At 62.4% G+C, this 18,440-nt stretch carries 16 protein-coding genes; 4 read left to right on the forward strand and 12 right to left on the reverse strand.

The genetic code is table 11. The features are described 5' to 3' along the window. Positions 1–13: 13 nt before the first annotated feature. The 3 genes from ctaC to HGO92_RS18555 all read right to left on the reverse strand — a co-directional run bounded on the left by ctaC (position 14) and on the right by HGO92_RS18555 (position 3,016). Positions 14–859, reverse strand: coding sequence for an aa3-type cytochrome oxidase subunit II (gene ctaC / locus HGO92_RS18545; RefSeq protein WP_169997467.1), 846 nt, complete (start codon positions 857–859; stop codon positions 14–16). A gap of 191 nt (positions 860–1,050) precedes the next feature. After that, entirely contained in the window at positions 1,051–1,437 is a 387-nt protein-coding gene (locus HGO92_RS18550) for a HesB/IscA family protein (protein WP_169997469.1), read from the reverse strand. A gap of 154 nt (positions 1,438–1,591) precedes the next feature. Beyond that, on the reverse strand, positions 1,592–3,016 hold the full coding sequence (locus HGO92_RS18555) for a dipeptidase (RefSeq protein ID WP_169997471.1): 1,425 nt from the start codon (positions 3,014–3,016) through the stop codon (positions 1,592–1,594). 61 nt (positions 3,017–3,077) lie between these two features. On the opposite strand from HGO92_RS18555, the gene HGO92_RS18560 reads away from it, so the two are divergent. Beyond that, positions 3,078–3,671, forward strand: a complete 594-nt coding sequence (locus tag HGO92_RS18560) for a DUF3043 domain-containing protein (protein ID WP_169997473.1) — start codon at positions 3,078–3,080, stop codon at positions 3,669–3,671. Between the two features lie 127 nt (positions 3,672–3,798). Here the strand turns inward: HGO92_RS18560 and HGO92_RS18565 are convergent, their stop codons facing one another. Next, positions 3,799–4,878: a quinone-dependent dihydroorotate dehydrogenase gene (locus HGO92_RS18565; RefSeq protein WP_169997475.1), complete on the reverse strand. Its 1,080-nt coding sequence runs from the start codon at positions 4,876–4,878 to the stop codon at positions 3,799–3,801. An 85-nt stretch (positions 4,879–4,963) separates the two neighbouring features. On the opposite strand from HGO92_RS18565, the gene HGO92_RS18570 reads away from it, so the two are divergent. Further along, positions 4,964–6,031 (forward strand): alpha/beta hydrolase, encoded by a 1,068-nt coding sequence (locus tag HGO92_RS18570; protein ID WP_169997477.1) that lies wholly within the window; start codon positions 4,964–4,966, stop codon positions 6,029–6,031. On the opposite strand, the gene HGO92_RS18575 is transcribed toward HGO92_RS18570, so the two are convergent. The 3 genes from HGO92_RS18575 to leuA all read right to left on the reverse strand — a co-directional run bounded on the left by HGO92_RS18575 (position 6,028) and on the right by leuA (position 9,430). Further along, positions 6,028–6,831 (reverse strand): isoprenyl transferase, encoded by an 804-nt coding sequence (locus tag HGO92_RS18575; protein ID WP_346769018.1) that lies wholly within the window; start codon positions 6,829–6,831, stop codon positions 6,028–6,030. The two genes, HGO92_RS18570 and HGO92_RS18575, sit on opposite strands and share 4 nt — an antisense overlap. Next, positions 6,828–7,580, reverse strand: coding sequence for a DNA repair protein RecO (gene recO / locus HGO92_RS18580; RefSeq protein WP_169997479.1), 753 nt, complete (start codon positions 7,578–7,580; stop codon positions 6,828–6,830). Before recO ends, HGO92_RS18575 begins: the two co-directional genes overlap by 4 nt. A gap of 95 nt (positions 7,581–7,675) precedes the next feature. Continuing rightward, complete coding sequence (gene leuA, locus HGO92_RS18585) at positions 7,676–9,430, reverse strand: 2-isopropylmalate synthase (protein ID WP_169997481.1); 1,755 nt, start codon at positions 9,428–9,430, stop codon at positions 7,676–7,678. Positions 9,431–9,641: 211 nt separating this feature from the next. Here leuA and HGO92_RS18590 point away from each other — a divergent pair, with 211 nt between their 5' ends. Then, positions 9,642–11,582 (forward strand): M13 family metallopeptidase, encoded by a 1,941-nt coding sequence (locus HGO92_RS18590; RefSeq protein ID WP_169997585.1) that lies wholly within the window; start codon positions 9,642–9,644, stop codon positions 11,580–11,582. 95 nt (positions 11,583–11,677) lie between these two features. On the opposite strand, the gene HGO92_RS18595 is transcribed toward HGO92_RS18590, so the two are convergent. From HGO92_RS18595 to HGO92_RS18615, 5 genes are all read right to left on the reverse strand, one after another. After that, positions 11,678–13,144: an LCP family protein gene (locus HGO92_RS18595; RefSeq protein WP_240974759.1), complete on the reverse strand. Its 1,467-nt coding sequence runs from the start codon at positions 13,142–13,144 to the stop codon at positions 11,678–11,680. Between the two features lie 214 nt (positions 13,145–13,358). After that, a complete protein-coding gene (gene era, locus HGO92_RS18600) occupies positions 13,359–14,327 on the reverse strand; it encodes a GTPase Era (RefSeq protein ID WP_440915788.1) in 969 nt (322 codons plus the stop codon). Beyond that, positions 14,324–15,643, reverse strand: coding sequence for a hemolysin family protein (locus HGO92_RS18605; RefSeq protein ID WP_169997589.1), 1,320 nt, complete (start codon positions 15,641–15,643; stop codon positions 14,324–14,326). The genes era and HGO92_RS18605 overlap by 4 nt, the downstream gene beginning before the upstream one ends. A 20-nt stretch (positions 15,644–15,663) precedes the next feature. Beyond that, positions 15,664–16,137: an rRNA maturation RNase YbeY gene (gene ybeY / locus HGO92_RS18610; protein ID WP_169997485.1), complete on the reverse strand. Its 474-nt coding sequence runs from the start codon at positions 16,135–16,137 to the stop codon at positions 15,664–15,666. A gap of 3 nt (positions 16,138–16,140) precedes the next feature. Then, positions 16,141–17,178: a PhoH family protein gene (locus HGO92_RS18615; RefSeq protein WP_169997487.1), complete on the reverse strand. Its 1,038-nt coding sequence runs from the start codon at positions 17,176–17,178 to the stop codon at positions 16,141–16,143. 270 nt (positions 17,179–17,448) lie between these two features. On the opposite strand from HGO92_RS18615, the gene HGO92_RS18620 reads away from it, so the two are divergent. Then, positions 17,449–18,435 carry a Gmad2 immunoglobulin-like domain-containing protein gene (locus tag HGO92_RS18620; RefSeq protein ID WP_169997489.1) on the forward strand — a complete coding sequence of 329 codons (987 nt, stop codon included), beginning with the start codon at positions 17,449–17,451 and terminating at the stop codon, positions 18,433–18,435. Positions 18,436–18,440: the final 5 nt, after the last annotated feature.

The raw sequence follows: 18,440 nt of genomic DNA on the forward strand, positions 1-18,440 counted from the left end.
CTCCCTGCCTTCCTTACTCAGCCGATTCGGCGTATGGGTTGCGGTCATATTCCTCACCGAGCTGACCGTCTTTAAGCTCGCTCATGCGCTGCTCGAATTCGGCTTCGGAGACGACCTCCACGCGGAATAGCATTTCCGAATGGTATTCGCCGCAAAGCTCGGCGCACTTTCCATCGAAAATGCCTTCACGCTGAGGGGTCAGCGTAATGTAATTGGTCTTGCCCGGGATCATGTCAACCTTCTGCAGGAACGCAGGTACCCAGAAGGAGTGGATGACGTCGCGGGAGTTGAGTTGCAGCTCTACGCTCTGGTTCACCGGGAGGTAAAGGGTGGGCAGAGTCTCCGGGACACCGGTTTCGCCGGTCAGGTGTGCCTGAACGCCTGCGAAGTACTTGTCTTCAGTGACGTAGTTGAAGTCCCAGGACCACTGCTTACCGCGGATATCAATGATCTGGTCCGGGTTGTCGTCCCGGGCCGTGATGGCGCTCATGTCCTTGTCGGTGAAGTAGAACAGCACCATGACCATGACCAGCGGTACAGCTGTGTAGAAGATTTCCAACGGCAGGTTGTAGCTGAGCTGGCGGGGGTAGCCCGTCTCATTCTTCCGGCGGCGGTACGCCACGATGCACCAGATAATCAGGCCCCAAGTGAGGACGCCGATGGCCAGTGCGGCAATCCAGGAGTTCACCCACAAATCGATGACCCGATCGGTGTGGTTGGTCGTACCCCGTTCAGTGGGCAACCATCCCAATCGGACTTCTTCTGAACATCCCGTCAACAACAGCGCGCCTACTACGCCAAGGCCCGTAGCCTTGGTGATTCTGGCGCGCCGACTGCCGGTTCGGTCGTGCGAACTCACAGACGGCCCTTCCTCTTGTTTCGTGCAAGTGATGCGCACGCGGCACGGAAATTTCCGCGCTGAGACCGCGCACGCATATTCAGTTTTACTACTCACTGTAGAGCTTACCCTCACCGATGACGTGGATGTGACAGATTGCCTCAGTGCGTCGGCGTCGGATCCCGGTCCCCGGGCTGCCTACAGGACCCGTTTTAGTGGAACGAGTCTCCACAGGCACAGGACCCACCGGCATTCGGGTTATCGATGGTGAAGCCCTGTTTTGAAATGGTGTCCTCGAAATCGATCGAAGCACCGCTGAGGTAAGGAACACTCATCTTGTCCACGACGACCTCCACACCGTCGAAGTCGCGCACTGCGTCCCCGTCCAGCATGCGCTCGTCGAAGTAGAGCTGGTAAATGAGCCCCGAACATCCGCCGGGCTGTACGGCGACGCGCAGACGAAGATCTGTGCGGCCCTCCTGTTCGAGCAGACTGCGGACCTTGCCGGCTGCAACGTCGCTCAGGGCAACCTCGTGCGTAGGCAGTTCAGCCTCGGTCTGGGTTGTGGTGTCGGTTGCAGTGCTGGTGGTTTCACTCATTGCTATTCCTTATCTTTGACTGGCCAGCAGGTGACCTGCTGCTATCACTCAGCGGTGCTCTGGCTCTCCTTCTATGTTACGACCCGGGCAGTTATTTCGGGCAACCGGCCAATCTTCGGCCTTGGTCTGCTTGCGCGCAGCAATACGAAGCGATTCATTGCCCGGCAACGTTTAGGCGTGCCAGCAGCAGTGCCTCGGCCAGCACCGCGTTACGGAAATCGCCCAGATGAAGCGATTCGTTCGCGGAATGCGCACGTGAATCGGGATCTTCGACGCCCGTAATCAGGATCTGCGCCTGCGGAAACAGTTCGGTCAGATCCGCGATGAATGGTATTGACCCTCCCATGCCTGCCTCGACCGGCTGCGTATTCCACGCTGTTCCAAGCGCCCAGAGCGCGGCCTGTGCAGCCGAGGCGTTTGTGTCGGTGGCAAATGCGTTGCCTCGTTCGCCGGGTACAAAGGACACGTCAGCACCGAAGGGCGCATGGCTGCCGATATGGGCGGCAATGGCTTCCATGGCTGCGTCAGGGTCCTGGCCAGGCGCCAGCCGCACACTGATTTTTGCGCGTGCAGAGGGCAAGAGAGTGTTGGAGCTCAACGCGACGCTTGGCACGTCCATTCCAATGACCGACAGCGCTGGCTTGTTCCAGAGCCGGTCTGCGATGCTGCCTGTCCCTGCAAGTTGCACTGACTCCAGTACCGAACTGTCCCGACGGAAATCTTCCTCGGGGTAGTCCACGGTTGCGGGACCCGCGGAGACCAGTCCCTTGATGGCCACTTCGCCGGCGTCGTCGTGGAAGGTGGAAATGAGCCGGGCCATCAGCGTGGGCGCATCCAGCAAGGGTCCGCCGAACATACCCGAGTGCACGGCGTGCTCCAGTACCCGCAGCTCAATGACCCCGTCTACCAACCCGCGCAGGCTTGTGGTGAGGGCAGGTACTCCTACTTTCCAGTTGGCTGAGTCGGCGACGATGATGATATCCGCGCGGAGCAGCTCCTGGTGCGTTTCCAGGAAGGTGCGGAACGTCGGGGAACCTGCTTCTTCTTCCCCTTCGATAAAGAACGTCACTCCGACACCGAACTCCTCCCCCATTGTCGCCAGCAGCGCTTCCAAAGACGCGACATGGGCCATAATGCCGGCCTTATCATCGGCCGCGCCCCTGCCGAAGAGCCGCCCGTCCTTCTCGGTTGCGGCGAAGGGCTCAGTTTTCCAAAGTGTCGGGTCACCGGGGGGCTGGACATCATGGTGCGCATACAAGAGGACGGTAGGTTTGCCTGGTGCGGCCGGACGCCGGGCCACCACAGCGGGTCCGCCTTCGGTCTCTCCGTTGGAAACGCTGAGGATCTGTACGTCGGTCAGGCCCAGACCACGTATCAGTTCGGCAACAGTTTCGGCGCTGGTCGCCAACTCGGCCGGGTCGAACGCCTCCCAGGCGATGCCCGGTATGGCGACGAGTTCTTTCACGGACGTAATGGTCTGGCCCATCCTGGCGTCGACTGCCCGGGCGAGGGCGTCGACGTCGACAGGTTGGGCGCCTGTTGCCACCGGATGATGGCCGGAATCAGAAGGACTTGTCATACCGGCCACCCTACCCTCGGCCCCGGCACGGGCGGCAAGGACTGCAAGGTATTCTGTAGGGGTGTTTGGACGAAAAAAAGAGGCTCCCTCGCCCCAGGAAACCGTAGACCAGCAGGCCCAGGCCGTCCCGGAACGGGACCAGGTGACGGGCAAAGGCGTGCCGACGCCCAAACGGAAGGCCCAGGAAGCCGCGCGCAAGCGTCCGCTCGTTCCGAACGACCGTAAAGCGGCACGGGCCGCCAGCCGGGATGCGCAGCGCGAAGAACGGATCCGCATGCGCCAAGCCATGGACACCGGGGACGAGCGCCATCTGCCGTTCCGTGACAAGGGGCCGCAAAAGCGCTTCGTCCGCGACTTTGTTGATGCCCGTTGGGTCCTCGGCGAGTTCCTGATCGTGTTCGCGCTGATCTTCGTTGTACTCAGCTTCATCCGCGACTTGAACGTCCAGGCGATCATACTGGTCGGTTTCTGGATCCTGCTCGCCTGCGTTGCGATTGACGCCTTTATCCTGGGACGCCAGCTCAAGAAGCGGTTGGTGGCAAAGTTCGGGGAGTCGGAACGCGGCGCCGTTTGGTACGGCGTGATGCGCGGACTGCAGTTGCGCCGGATGCGTCTGCCCAAGCCGCAGGTCAAGCGCGGCCAGTACCCTTCGTAAGCAACCCCAGTACAACCTCCCGGGGGCCGGATCACCACGATCCGGCCCCCGGTGCTTTAACCGCTCCCAACTCCCAAGCGGCGCAGGTCTTTCAACCGACCAGTCAGCGGGTGGGAGCCGATGGCAGTCAGACGGCGGCCGCCTTACGGCTGCGTGCCAGTTCGCGGTTGATGCGGGCGGCCCAGAACGGACCTTCATAAAGAAAAGCGGTGTAGCCCTGGACCAGGGTGGCTCCGGCGTCCAACCGCTCCTGCACATCTTCCGCCGTTTCGACTCCCCCGACGGCTACCAGCGTCAACGAATCCCCGACGGCGGTCCTTAGCCGCCGCAGCACCTCGAGGGAACGCTGCTTAAGCGGAGCACCGGAAAGGCCGCCGGCGCCACAGGAGGCGACTTTGTCGGCGGCGGACTTTAGGCCATCGCGCGAAATTGTGGTGTTGGTGGCGATGATGCCGTCCAGTTTCAGCTCCAGCGCCAGGCGCGCCACGTCGTCGATATCTTCGTCACTGAGATCAGGAGCGATTTTGACCAGCAGCGGCACATGCCTGCGTGCCACGGAATCGGCGGTCTCCCCTACGGCCTTCAGCAGCGGCCGCAACGTGTCAACGCTCTGCAGCAACCGTAGCCCCGGGGTGTTGGGCGAACTGACGTTGACCACCAGATAATCGGCGTTGGGCGCGAGCAGGCGGGTGCTCTTCAGATAATCCTCCACCGCGTCATCGAGTTCCACTGTCTTGGTTTTGCCGATATTGACGCCGATCACGGGACGGCTGGCACCCAGACGGCGCTGCAGCGACCGCTGTGCAGCGGAAATGCGCGGTCCAACTGCCGCTGCGCCGTCGTTGTTGAAGCCCATGCGGTTGATCACCGCCCGGTCCTCAACCAGCCGGAAGAGCCTGGGGCGAGGGTTGCCCGGCTGGGCAGAGCCCGTGATAGTGCCGACTTCAACGCAGCCGAAGCCCAGGTCGAACAGCGCTTCGATGCCGTGCCCTTCCTTATCAAAGCCCGCGGCCAGGCCGAAGGGCGACGGGAACGACAGGCCCAACGCCTGGGTCCGCAGCGAAGCATCCGGCGCGGTCACACGCCGCAGCAGGGCGCCGGCACCGGCACTGTGGGCCAGACGGATCAGCCGGAAGCCGATGGTGTGGGCACGCTCGGGATCCATCCAGGAAAAGGCGGCACGAAAGAACAGGGGGTACAGGCGCATGATCCTAGTTTTACGGTAATTGCCCCGGCAACCAAACCAGCCCGGTGAAAGGCTTAGCATGAGTGCAAGAAGTGGAAGGAGCCGCATGCCAACTCTCTGGACCGAGGACATTCTCGGCGCGGGTTTCGAATCGGCAACTTTGGAGGTCCCGGCTGCTGATGGCGGCAGCCGGCGCGCAACGCTTGTGCGGCACCTGCCCGAGGCGTCGGGCATACAGCCCGGTCCGCAGGCCGTGCTGTACCTGCACGGTTGGAGCGACTACTTCTTCAATGCCGAACTCGCCGCTTTCTGGCACCGGCAAGGCGTTTCCTTCTACGCGCTGGACGTTCACAACCACGGGCGCAATCTGCGCACCGCTGGGCAGGAGGAGAACGACGACGGCGCTCCCGCCCCCGAAGGTGCGGATCCCGGCGCCAGGACCGTGGGCGCGGGCGATCTGGCCGGTTATGCCAGCGACCTTGCCGACTACGACGACGAGATAGCGGCCGCAATGGATGCGGTGCGGGAGGACACCGCGTCCCGGCTGGACCTGCAGACCGGCGTGGTGAAGACCATCCTGATGGGCCATTCCACCGGCGGTCTGGTGGCAGCGCTGTGGACGGACCGCAACCCGGGCGCCGTGCATGCCCTGGTCCTGAACAGCCCTTGGCTGGAAATGCACCGGAGCTCCCTGGTACGCCGGGCTGCCGCCACCGTCATCGATCCGATTTCACGGATCAGGCCGGAAGCCGAAATCAGGCTCCCGGCCCGGGGTTTCTACTGGCGCAGCATCAGCAGCGAGGCGGAGGGCGAATGGGACCTGGACCCGAAGATGCGCCCGCAGTATGCATTCCCCGTCCGGGCCGGTTGGCTTAGCGCCGTCTGGCAGGGGCAGGCCGCCGTGGACAAGGGCCTGGGTATTACCGTGCCCATCCTCGTGCTGACCTCTGCCCGGAGTGTCTACGGCCCCTTGTGGCATGAGGAAATGAAGTCGGCAGACGCCGTCCTTGACGTCGAGACGATGGCCGCCAGCGCCGTCAAACTCGGCTCAAGCGTGACCGTAGAGCGGATCGACTCGGCCCTGCATGACGTTTTTCTCTCCAAATCCGAGGTCCGGGCGGACGCGTACCGCCGGCTCGAGCGGTGGATCAAAGCCTACGTGCTGGACAGCTAGCGTGCGGCCCGCCCTGCCGGTTTCGCCGCGTCCACTGCGCCGCCGTAACGGCGGTCCCGGCGGGCATAAATCTCGATTGCCTCCCAGAGCGTCCTCCGGTCCACGTCCGGCCATAGGGTGTCCATAAAGACCATTTCGGCGTAGGCGGACTGCCAGAGCATGAAATTGGAGAACCGCTGCTCGCCGGAGGTGCGCAGGAACAGATCCACATCGGGCAGGTCCGGTTCGTCCAGATACCGCCCGATGGTCTTCTCCGAGACCGACGACGCCTTCAGCCGGCCGGCAGCGACGTCGGCCGCAATGGCTGCAGCTGCATCGGCAATCTCGGCCCGGCCGCCGTAGTTCACACACATGTTCAATGTGCAGGTGCTGTTGCCGATGGTCTGCCGTTCGGCCACCTCGAGTTCCTTGACAACGGACTGCCAGAGCCTGGGGCGCCGGCCGGACCAGCGGATGCGGACGCCCCACTCGTCGAGTTGGTCCCGCTGGCGGCGCAGCACGTCTTTACTGAAGCCCATGAGGAAACGCACTTCGTCCGGTGAGCGCTTCCAGTTCTCCGTCGAAAAAGCATAGACGCTGACGTACTTGACGCCGATCTCGATGGCACCCGCCAGGACGTCGAGCAGTGCTGCTTCACCCGCCCGGTGGCCTTCGGTGCGGGGTAACCCCCGCTGGTTTGCCCAGCGGCCGTTTCCATCCATCACGATCGCCACGTGTTCGGGTACGAATGTTGCCGGAACGGCCGGCGCCGCGGCGCCCGAAGGGTGCGGGTCTGGCCTGCGCGGGGTTTTGGGACTCACACTCTCTCCACGTGTTTGAGGGACTTCAGGGATCGTTCCAGGTGCCACTGCAAATAGGCGGCGACCAGCCCGGCCGCCTCGTTCCTAGCCCCGCTAACGGAGCTGTCCGCCGCGGGCCAGTCGGCGCTCAGCAAAGCCGCCAGCAGCGTCATGGTGGCCGGCGCGGGCGACGCCGAACCCGGAGGCCGGCAGTCATGGCACACCGCACCGCCCAGCGGCGCCGAAAAAGCACTATGCGGCCCTGGCTCTGCGCAACGCGCGCAGTCGGTAAAACTCGGGGCCCAGCCGGCTGTGGCGAGTGCCCGCAGCAAGTAAGAATCCAGGATCAGTTCGGGGGCATGGACGCTGCGGCTGAGCGCCGACAACGCCCCGATGACGAGCGCATAGTGCGCGGAGGTGGACTCGCCGTCGATATCAGTCAGTTTCTCGGCTGTCTCGCAGATAACTGCGGCCGAGGTGTACTTTCGATAGTCGGCGGCAATGTCCCGCCCGTACGGTCCCAGCGTTTGGGCCTGCGTCACGATGTCGAGATTGCGCCCCTTCACCAGTTGCAGGTCTGCCACCATAAAAGGCTCCAGCATCGCGCCGAATTTACTGCTCGTGCGGCGCACCCCCTTGGCAACCGCCCGGACCTGGCCATGGCGTTTGGTCAGCAGGATAATGATGCGGTCTGCCTCGCCGAGCTTGTGCGTGCGTAGGATAACGCCTTCGTCCCGGTAGGTGCGGGAGGCAAAGGATCTGTTGGACACGTAGCTATTGTCCCACCGGCGGGCCCGGCTCCGCACAACAGCGCGGAGCCGGGTCTGCACGGGGAACCGGTTGCATCAATCTCGGCCGGCGCGCTTCAGCTGCCGACGGCGGGGGAAGTAGCCGCGGCGTCGCGCACAGCGCGGTTTACTGCCGAGATCACGGCCTTAAGCGAAGCCATCGTAGTATTCGTGTCAATGCCGACGCCCCACAGCACGCGTTCCCCCACGGCGCATTCGACATAGGCCGCGGCCCGTGCGTTGCCGCCCTCGGAGAGCGCATGTTCGGTGTAGTCCAGGACCCGCAGATCCACACCGTCCTGGCTGAAAATATCCAGCAAGGCCGCGATCGGGCCGTTTCCTTCGCCGCTGCGCCGGTGCTGCACGCCGTCGATGACCATCGTCGCCGTCAGATGCGTCGAACCGTCCTCAGCTGTCTCCGTCTTGACCGAACCGAGCGAGTAACGGCCCCAGACGCGCTCCGGCGTCGGCAGGTATTCGTCGTTAAAGACTTCCCACAGCTGCGCGCCGCTGACTTCGCCGCCGACGGTGTCGGTCCGGCGCTGGATGACGCCGGAGAATTCGATCTGCGCACGGCGCGGCAGGTCCAGGCTGTGTTCGTTCTTGAGCAGGTACGCCACACCGCCCTTGCCTGACTGGGAATTCACGCGGATGACTGCCTCGTAGCTGCGGCCCAGGTCCTTGGGATCAACGGGCAAGTAAGGAACGGCCCAAGGGATCTCGTCAACCGTCTTGCCAACGGTGGCGGCATCCTTCTCCATGGCCTCGAAGCCCTTCTTGATAGCATCCTGGTGGGAGCCGGAGAACGCCGTGAAGACGAGGTCGCCGCCGTAAGGCGAACGCTCAGGCACCGGCAGTTGATTGCAGTACTCCACCGTGCGGCGGATCTCGTCGATATTGGAGAAGTCGATCATCGGGTCGATGCCCTGGCTGAACAGGTTCAGGCCCAGCGTCACCAGGTCCACGTTGCCGGTCCGCTCTCCGTTGCCAAACAGGCATCCTTCGATGCGGTCCGCACCGGCCAGGTAACCCAGTTCGGCGGCGGCCACGCCGGTCCCCCGGTCATTGTGCGGGTGCAGCGAAAGAATGACGTTTTCACGGTTGTTCAGGTTCCGGGACATCCATTCAATGGAATCAGCGTAGACGTTGGGGGTGGCCATTTCGACGGTGGCCGGCAGGTTCAGGATGACGTTGCGGTCCGGCGACATTTCGAAAACGTCGGTGACGGCGTTGCAGATCCGGGCCGCGAACTCGAGTTCTGTGCCTGTGTAGGACTCCGGCGAGTACTCGTAGGTCACTTCTGTGCCCTTCAGGCCCTCTTCGTACTTCCGGCACAGCCGCGCGCCCTGCAGGGCAATATCGACGATGCCGTCCATGTCCTGGTTGAACACCACGCGGCGCTGCAAGACGGAAGTGGAGTTGTAGAGGTGGACGATGGCGCGGTCGGCGCCTTCCAGTGACTGGTATGTCCGCTCGATCAGGTGTTCGCGGGACTGTGTCAGCACCTGGATGGTGACGTCGTCCGGAATCCGGTCGCCTTCGATCAGCTGGCGGACAAAGTCGAAGTCCAGCTGGGAGGCGGAGGGGAATCCTACTTCGATTTCCTTGTAGCCCATGCGCACCAGCAGGTCGAACATTTTGTGCTTGCGCTCGGGGCTCATCGGATCGATCAGGGCCTGGTTGCCATCGCGCAGGTCCACGGCGCACCACCGCGGCGCGGCGGTGATCAGTTTGTTCGGCCAAGTGCGGTCGGGCAGTTCAACAGTGATCTGGTCCTGGAACGGAATGTACTTATGGATGGGCATTCCGGAGGGCTTCTGTGCGTTACGCATGTTCGTTGGCCTTTTCTTCAGAGTTCTTTTTGAGATTTTGGCCGGGCAACACGAACTCCGCAGCGAGGGTTCGGCCTGTCAAACAGAAGTTCGCGTGGCCTCGCCGCGGCAGCTAAGAAGAAGCAGATCTGCGCGCACAATTTCACATTAGCACGGTGCGTAGGATGAAGGGGAAACCGTGTCAGCGGTCCGTTACGAAAGGAAGTTTGCCTTGGTTCATTCCGGCATTGCCCTGACCCACGTTGATCCCGCGGTCCGTCCGCAGGATGATCTATTCCGGCACGTTAACGGGAAATGGCTCTCGGAAACAGTCATCCGGGCGGACCGGCCGCTGGAAGGGTCGTTCACCGCCCTGCGCGACGCATCGGAAGCCGCCGTGCGCGAGATCGTCGAAGAGTCGGCAGCCAGCCCTGACCCGCAGTCACCGGCAGGCAAGATCGGCCTGCTCTATTCCGGCTTTATGGATACCGAGACGATCGAATCGAAGAAGTTCGCACCGATCCAGCCGCAACTCGACGCTATCGACGCCGTTTCGGACCGGGATGCGCTACTGGCCCTGCTGCCGGAGTTCACCCGCAACGGCGCCGCCTTCCCGCTGGCGTTCTTTGTCAATAACGACGCCGGAGATCCCACCCGTTATCTCGTCTACCTCTATCAGTCGGGACTGGGACTGCCGGACGAGGCCTATTACCGCGACGAAGACTTTGCCGACATCCGGACCGCCTACCACGCCTACGCCGTCCGGTTGCTGCAACAGGCCGGATTCGATTCCAGCGAAGCGGACGCCGCGATCTCGCTTGAGCACAAGCTGGCGGCCGGGCACATGGACAAGGTCTCGTGCCGTGATCCGCAAAAGACATACAACCTTCGCTCTGTACACGAGCTCTCCGAAGCCCTACCCTGGGTCCAGCCGTGGCTTGCCGGCCTGGGCGCGGAGGGCAAGGACGTGAGCGAAGTCGTGGTGTGCCAGCCGGATTTCGTGAAGACGCTTGGCAGCCTGCTCGAAGATGAGCCGTTGGAAGTCTGGAAATCCTGGTTCCGGCTGCAGGCGCTGACCGCGGCGGCACCCTACCTGCACGCGGAGGCGGTTGACACCCACTTCAGTTTTTACGGCAAGACGCTGAGCGGCATTCCGGAGCTGAAAGAACGCTGGAGGCGGGGTGTGGCGTTCGTGGAAGGCGCCCTGGGTGAAGCTATCGGCCGCGAATACGTGGACCGGCATTTCCCGCCGGCACACAAGCAGCGGATGGAGGAACTGGTCGCGAATCTGATCGAGGCGTACCGGCAGAGCATCACCTCCCTGTCCTGGCTCAGTGCAGAGACGATTGAGCGCGCGCTGGAGAAGCTTGCTGCCTTCCGGACGAAAATCGGCTACCCAACCAAATGGATCGACTACTCCGGTTTCGCCGCCGGTGATGATGTGTGGCAGAACGTGCTGGAGGCGAATGCCTTCGAGGTCCGCCGCAACCTGGCAAAACTGGAAGGCCCGATCGACGCCGAGGAGTGGCACATGACTCCGCAGACGGTCAATGCGTACTACATGCCGACGATGAATGAGATCGTGTTCCCCGCGGCCATCCTCCAGCCGCCGTTCTTCGATGCGGATGCAGACATGGCGGCGAACTACGGGGCAATAGGCGCCGTCATCGGCCACGAAATCGGCCACGGGTTCGACGACATGGGTTCGCAGTACGACGGCACTGGCGCGCTGCGCAACTGGTGGACAGACAGTGACCGGGAAGCATTTGAGCAGCTCACCTCCCGTCTGGTGGACCAGTTCTCGGTCCTGAGCCCCGAAGAAGCCCCCGGCAATACCGTCAACGGCGAACTGACGCTGGGTGAAAACATCGGTGATCTCGGTGGCCTGATCATTGCGTTCAAGGCGTACAGGCTGAGCCTCAACGGGGAGCCGGCACCCGAGATTGACGGTCTCTCCGGTGACCAGAGGTTCTTCTATTCGTGGGCCGAGTGCTGGCGCCAGAAGATCAGGACCGAAGAATCGGTACGGCGGTTGACCATTGATCCGCACTCACCGAACGAATTCCGCTGCAACCAGATCGTGCGCAACATGGTTGAGTTCCATGATGCCTTCTCGGTCAGCGAGACCGACGGACTATGGCTTGCTCCGTCGGAGCGCGTACGGATTTGGTGACCGCTGCGTCTCGTTAAATGCTGTGGGACCTGCCTTTCCGGCAGGTCCCACAGCATTTAACATGCGCTCAGTGCAGTAGCAGCGTGCACCGAGACCTAGATGCCGCCGGACCCCTGACAGGTAACCTGGTCTGCAGTCTGTCCGGTGAAGTTGCCGCTCACTCCCCCGGTCGGATCCAGCCTCTCACCGGTGGTGAAATCCTTCCCGACAGAAACGGTCACGCCGTACCGGGTCTCCGACGACAGGACGTTGGCCTTGGGTACGTTCAGCTCCTCTGCCAGGGCACGCGCAACGTCCTCGAAGCCGGCTGAATAGAAGATCTGGGTAGCAGGGCTGGTGCTCTCGGCCCCGGCCACGGTTTCCGCCGGAGCGCTGAGCAGATATCCCAGCAACTGCAGCTGTTCAGCGATCTCCTCGCTGCGGCCTTCGGCGCCGGATCCGTTAAGGACCTGGACCGGCTGCACCGATGGGTCGAAGGAGAGCGTCTCTTCCGGTTCAGGCTCGGCCGTCTCAGACGGCCCTTCGGTCTCCTCCGGAGCCTCGGTGGGCGAAGCGGAAGGTTCGGGCTCGGAACCAGCGGTCACGTCGCCGTCGTTCCTCAGAATTTCGAACAGCTTCTGTCCTTCTACTTCGTCCATGACCAGGCGGTTCGGATTCGGCTCATACAGCGACGTGGGCAGCGAGACGAAAGCTACTTTGCCCAGGTCGACATTCTTCAGGCGGTCTGCCAGGGCCAGCAGCTTGGTGATATCGGTCAGGCCTTCGTCGACCGTGAGGTTCCTGGCCACGGCGTCGGCGATGTTGTAGAGCCGGGGTACGTTCGTGAGCGTACCCTCAGACGTGATCTTGCGGGCCATCGAGGCCAGGAAGCTCTGCTGTGCGCGAATGCGGCCACGGTCTCCGCCGTCTCCGAACGCGTGGCGCGTCCGCAGGAAAGCCAGCGCCTGCTCGCCCTGCACCGTGCTAACGCCGGCGGGCAGCACCAGGTCGGAATAAGTGTCGTTGATCGGCTCATTGACGCAGACTTCCACGCCGCCGATGACTTGGGAGAGCTCCTTGACGGCGTTGAAGTCCGCCATCATGAAATGGTCGACTTCCATCCCGGTCAGCTCATTGATGGCCGCGACTGTGCAGCCGGGACCACCATAGCTCAAGGCGGTGTTCAGCTGGGCGAACTCCTGTGCGGGATAGATCTGCCCGGTTTGGGGATCCTCGCAGGTGGGAATGTCGGTCAGCAAGTCCCGCGGCAGGCTGACCACGGTCACCCGCTCCCGGTCCGCGGACAGGTTCATCAGCATCATGACATCGGAGTTGCCTTTGCCGTCGGACGAAGGGTCCTTGCCGTAGGCACCGTCTGTATTGGCCCTGGAATCGGTGCCCAGAATGAGGATCTGGACCGGGTCGGTGCTCAGATCCACGGGCAGACCGGTGGCCCCGGTACCCAGGTTCAGGGGCTCGGCCGTAAGGCTGGCGCGCAGACCCATGACCTTTACGACGACGACGCCGATTCCTGCGATCAATGCGCAGGCCAGAACCACCGCAACGATTTTCAGCCAACCCATGCGCTTGGAGGAGCGCAGATGCCGGGCGGTGTCGCGCCGGGGTTGGAGTGTCTGCTCCCCACGTGCAGGGTGATCAGGCGCACGGCCTTCCTGGAACAGTGGATCATCACTGGAACTGCCGCGACGACCCACGGATGTTCCCCCTCACTACGGTTAAGTCAATAGATTGCTACACATATTACGGGCAGAAGCCGTGGAAAGTTCCCCCGGTCTGCTAGAAGCCGAGCCGTACCAGCTGTTTCGGGTCCCGTTGCCAGTCCTTGGCGATTTTCACATGAAGATCAAGATATACCCGCGTACCCAACAGTGCCTCAATGCCACGCCGTGCTTTGGTGCCGACATCGCGAAGCCGGGCGCCGCCCTTCCCGATGATGATGGCCTTCTGGCTGGAACGTTCGACGAAGAGGTTGACCCGGACATCCAGCAACGGGTTGTCCTCACTGCGCCCCTCACGCGGAACGATCTCTTCCACCACCACGGCCAAAGAGTGCGGCAGTTCGTCCCGGACTCCCTCCAAAGCAGCCTCGCGGATCAGCTCGGCGACCATCACGGCCTCGGGCTCATCGGTCAACTCACCGTCGGGATATAGCGGCGGTGACAGCGGCATGCGGGAAATCAACACATTGTTAACCGTGTCGACCTGGAAACCGTCGGCTGCCGAGACCGGAACGACGTCGGCAAAGCCATCCGGAAAGACCTCAGCGCCCAGCGCGGTGACGGCCAGCAGCTGCTCCGCCAGGGCCGCGCGGTCCACCAGATCAGTCTTGGTAACCAGCGCGATGACAGGCTTGTTCGCCAGTGCGGCCAGCTGGTTGGCGATAAAGCGGTCGCCGGGACCGATCTTTTCATTTGCAGGAAGGCAGAAGCCGATCGCATCCACCTCGGAGAGTGTGTCGGCGACCAGATCGTTCAGACGCTGCCCCAGCAGCGTCCGAGGCCGGTGCAATCCCGGGGTATCCACCAGCACCAGCTGGGCATCCTCGCGGTGCACAATACCGCGGATGGTGTGCCTGGTGGTCTGCGGCTTGGCAGAGGTGATGGCCACCTTTTGCCCGACCAACGCGTTGGTCAGTGTCGATTTGCCGGCGTTCGGCCGCCCCACGAGCGAGACGAAACCGGCGCGATAATTCTCCGGCCAGCCTTCGGTTGCCATGGCAACTACTTTGCCTTTGTTTGGACTCATCGTTCTGTCTCCGATTCCGCACCTGCGGGTGCCTGGCTGGCGGCAGCGGCGCCGTTGTCGGCAGCCGCTGAATTCTCTTGGTGTGTGGGTGGCTGAAACCAAACAAGGACATGCGAGACGCGGTTCCGCCTGCCTTCAAGCCGCTCGGCGTACAGGTGGAGCCCGTCGATCTCCACCTGGCTACCCACGATGGGGACCCGCCCCAGGGTTTTGGCCAGCAATCCGCCCACTGTATCGACTTCCTCGTCGTCCAGATCCAGATCGAAGAGTTCGCCGACGTCGTCAATGCTGGTACGTGCGCTGATCAAGTATCGCCCGTCCGGCTGCGGCTCGATTTCGGGGCTCTCGGAATCATACTCGTCGACAATTTCGCCGACGATTTCCTCAATCAAGTCTTCCAGAGTGACCAGACCGGCAGTGCCCCCGTATTCGTCGATGACGATAGCCACGTGGGTAGACTCACGCTGCAGTTCCTTGAGCAGATCGCTGACCGCTTTTGACTCCGGCACATACCGTACGTCACGCGACGCTTCATCAACCATGGTCGATGCCGCCGTTCCAGGCCTCGAATGCAGCCGGGCGGCTACGTCCTTCAAATAGAGGATACCGCGCACCTGGTCCGCGTTCTCCCCGATGACGGGAATGCGGGAATATCCCGAGCGCAGAAACAGGGACATCGCCTGCTGCAGGGTAGATCCGGAATCGATAGTGAGCATGTCGGTGCGCGGCACCATCACGGCACGGACCTTGGTATCTCCGAGTTCGAACACCGAGTGGATGAGCTCCGCTTCCGCGTCTTCGATCATTTCAGCCTCGCTGGCACGATCCACAAGGTCGCGGAACTCCTCCTCTGAGAAGAACGCGGCATCTGCCCGTGGAGCGTTCGGCGCGATCGCGCTGCCCAGACGCACGAGCCAACCTGGTACCGGTCCGAGAATTCCGCAAAGGAAGCGTATGGCGGGAGCCGTCGCCTTAACCACTGCGGGAGCGTGAATGCGGCCAAACTGGCGTGGGGAAACACCCACCAGCACGAAGCCCACCGCCGCCATGGTCACTGTGGCGAGCAGCCCCGCCATCCAGATGTTATCCAGCAGGTCATGGAAAAGCAGGGCGACTGCTACCGCGCCTGCCATTTCAAACCAGACACGCCAGAACCGCAGGGCGTGCATGTGGGCTACCGGCGCTTGGAGCACCATAGCCAACGTACGTACGCGCCCGCTGGCCAGCAGCTGTTCCGCTTCCTGCCTCGGCAGGTAGGTAAAGGCTGCCTCAGCGGCGGTAAGTACTGCCGCGAAGAGCGTAAAGGCCAGCGCCATGCCGGCCAGGGAGCCAATGATCAACGCGTGGTCTCCGTGGGCGCGTCCTTGCCCAGGAACGCAGCCAGCAGTTGCCGTTGGAGGGAAAACATTTCCTGCTCCTCGTCCGGCTCGGCGTGGTCGTAGCCGAGCAGGTGCAGAAGGCCGTGGGTGGCCAGCAGCAGCATCTCCTCGCCAATACTGTGGCCTGCCTTTTGGGCCTGCTCATCCGCGACCTGCGGGCAGATCACAATGTCACCAAGGACCCCGGCGGGACTGGGCTGCGCAGCCGTGCCCGGCCGCAGCTCGTCCATGGGAAAGGAGAGCACGTCCGTGGGACCCGGTTCGTCCATCCATTCGATGTGCAGCCGTTCCATGGCGTCCGTGTCGACCAGGATGATGGAGAGTTCGGCTTCCGGGTGCACATAGAGGCTTTCGAGCACGAAGCGGCCGAGACGGCCCAGGCCGGCTTCGTCGGCGTCGTACTCTGTCTCGTTGTTGACTTCGATTGCCACGTGCTAGCTCTCCTGTTCCGTCCGCCGGCGCCGGGCTGTCGAGGGCTTGCGGTGTTCGTCGTCCCAACGGCCATAGGCGGTTACGATGTCGCTGACCAGACGATGCCTGACCACATCCGTAGCCTCGAGCATGGAGAAATTGACGTCATCCACACCTTGCAGGATTTCACTGACGATCTTGAGTCCGGAGCTCGTGCCGCCCGGAAGGTCAATCTGCGTGACATCGCCCGTAACTACCATTTTCGAGCCGAATCCGAGCCGCGTCAGGAACATCTTCATCTGTTCCGGCGTGGTGTTCTGCGCTTCATCCAAAATAATGAACGCATCGTTGAGGGTCCGGCCGCGCATATAGGCCAATGGTGCGACCTCAATGGTGCCCGCTGCCATCAACCGGGGAATGGAATCCGGATCCATCATGTCGTGCAGGGCATCATAGAGCGGACGCAGGTAGGGGTCGATCTTGTCGCTGAGCGTTCCGGGCAGGAAGCCGAGCCGCTCCCCCGCTTCAACGGCCGGACGCGTCAGGATGATCCGGTTGACTTCCTTGTGCTGCAGAGCCTGGACCGCTTTGGCCATCGCCAGATACGTCTTGCCCGTACCGGCCGGGCCGATCCCAAAGACAATGGTGTTGTCGTCGATGGCGTCCACATAGTTCTTCTGATTCAGCGTCTTCGGACGGATGGTCCGTCCACGCGAGGAAAGAATGTTCAGCGTCAGCACTTCGGCCGGCCTGGCAACAGATTGCTCGCTGAGCATTCGCAGCAGCTGCGCAACTACCTGCGGCGACACATGCGTGTCATTGGCGGCCAGCGTGCGGATCTCCTCCAGTAGGCGCTCCGTACGGTCGACGACGGCGGGCGGGCCGGAGATGGACAGCTCGTTGCCGCGTACATGCAGATTCACGTCGCTGAACTCGGATTCTATGAGCCGGAGCACCTCATCCTGGGCTCCGAGTGCCTTGACCATATGTTCCGACGATTCAAAGTGGATGGAACGGTTACTGGATCCGAGCGGATCCACATCCAGACGTGTTTCCGACATAAAGCGGCCGGCAGGCCTTCCATCTCCCCTTAGCTAGTACGACTGTTGTGTGGGTTTGCTATACATCTCAATGCTACGGCAACGGCCGGATGTCGTTCCCGAAATCCATGCATGACCGGTAGATATCGATCCTGTCTCAATCGTGCATCAGTCCGGTTGAGAGACGGGCCAACCGCGCGTCGCGACGCCGGCAGTATGCCAAGCTGGTTTTTCAGGTACCGACAGGTGCCGCCATCAGACTTCCATTCGCGTTCAGGACGCCGCCATGAGTTGAGGAGGAATCCGGTCATTTCCACCGAGCAGCACCACCGGCCGCACCACGCAGCCCCGCGCCGATTCCGCGCGTGGCTGGCAGTGTTGACCCTTGGCTCCATGGTCATGATTGGTTGCACGCCTTCAGGGAACGGCCCGAACGGCCAGACTTCCATGCCGGCCAGCAGCGGCCAGCCGACCACTCAGAGCAGTCCCCTGGTGACCAGCGCTCCGGTTGAAACATTGCAAAGTACCGCTCTTTCCCCGGTCTACTGGCTGGGCACGAATGCCGAAACCGTGTTCCTCTACCGCGAGTTCCGCGAAGCGGAGGATCTTGGTGATCCGATCACTAGTGCCGTCAGTGCGGTCACCAAGCTGCAGCCGCTGGACCCGGACTATTTCAATCCCTGGCAGCCGGCGTCCAAGGTCGGGGCCTCCATCACCAACGGATCCGTCATTACGCTGGACATCTCCTCCGACGCGTTCAAGGCCGACGTGGACGCCGGAATTGCGGAACGTGCCGTGCAGCAGTTGGTCTACACCGCAACCGCGGCAGCTGCTAATGCCGGTTTGAGTACCGCGGAAAACCCGCTCGACGTCGTCATCCTGGTTGACGGACATTCCGGCTACAAGGCATTCGGCCATGTGGAGCTCGGCGAGCCGATGTCCCGAGACGCTAATCTCAGTGCACCGATCTGGATCATTGATCCACAGCAAGGGGCCACCACTGAAGGACGAGTGGAAGTCTATGGGCGCGGCGTTGCCTTTGAATCCCAATTGTCCTGGCGCATTTCACGGCTGGAGTCGGCAGAAGACACCGGTGAAGGAACCATCGTCGAAGAGGGTACGGTGCAGGTTGACTCGGCTGCAGGTGAAACCGGTGAGTTCCGGTTCAGCCAGGAGCTTGACCCTGGCACATACCGGGTCATGGTCTTCCACCAGGACATGAGCGGCCGTACCGAAGAGCCTCAGAATGCGGACAGTAAGGCTTTCACGGTCAGGTAAGCGGG

This window comes from Crystallibacter degradans, from assembly GCF_012952295.1.
Lineage (GTDB): Bacteria > Actinomycetota > Actinomycetes > Actinomycetales > Micrococcaceae > Crystallibacter > Crystallibacter degradans.

What these genes read in the sequence shown, in the direction of transcription:
- leuA (WP_169997481.1), bottom strand. Translation starts at nt 9,430, where the DNA reads ATGCGTAACGCACAGAAGCCCTCCGGAATGCCCATCCATAAGTACATT.
- era (WP_440915788.1), bottom strand. Translation starts at nt 14,327, where the DNA reads ATGAGTCCAAACAAAGGCAAAGTAGTTGCCATGGCAACCGAAGGCTGG.
- HGO92_RS18605 (WP_169997589.1), bottom strand. Translation starts at nt 15,643, where the DNA reads ATGGCGCTGGCCTTTACGCTCTTCGCGGCAGTACTTACCGCCGCTGAG.
- HGO92_RS18595 (WP_240974759.1), bottom strand. Translation starts at nt 13,144, where the DNA reads ATGGGTTGGCTGAAAATCGTTGCGGTGGTTCTGGCCTGCGCATTGATC.
- HGO92_RS18570 (WP_169997477.1), top strand. Translation starts at nt 4,964, where the DNA reads ATGCCAACTCTCTGGACCGAGGACATTCTCGGCGCGGGTTTCGAATCG.
- HGO92_RS18555 (WP_169997471.1), bottom strand. Translation starts at nt 3,016, where the DNA reads ATGACAAGTCCTTCTGATTCCGGCCATCATCCGGTGGCAACAGGCGCC.
- HGO92_RS18550 (WP_169997469.1), bottom strand. Translation starts at nt 1,437, where the DNA reads ATGAGTGAAACCACCAGCACTGCAACCGACACCACAACCCAGACCGAG.
- HGO92_RS18615 (WP_169997487.1), bottom strand. Translation starts at nt 17,178, where the DNA reads ATGTCGGAAACACGTCTGGATGTGGATCCGCTCGGATCCAGTAACCGT.
- HGO92_RS18565 (WP_169997475.1), bottom strand. Translation starts at nt 4,878, where the DNA reads ATGCGCCTGTACCCCCTGTTCTTTCGTGCCGCCTTTTCCTGGATGGAT.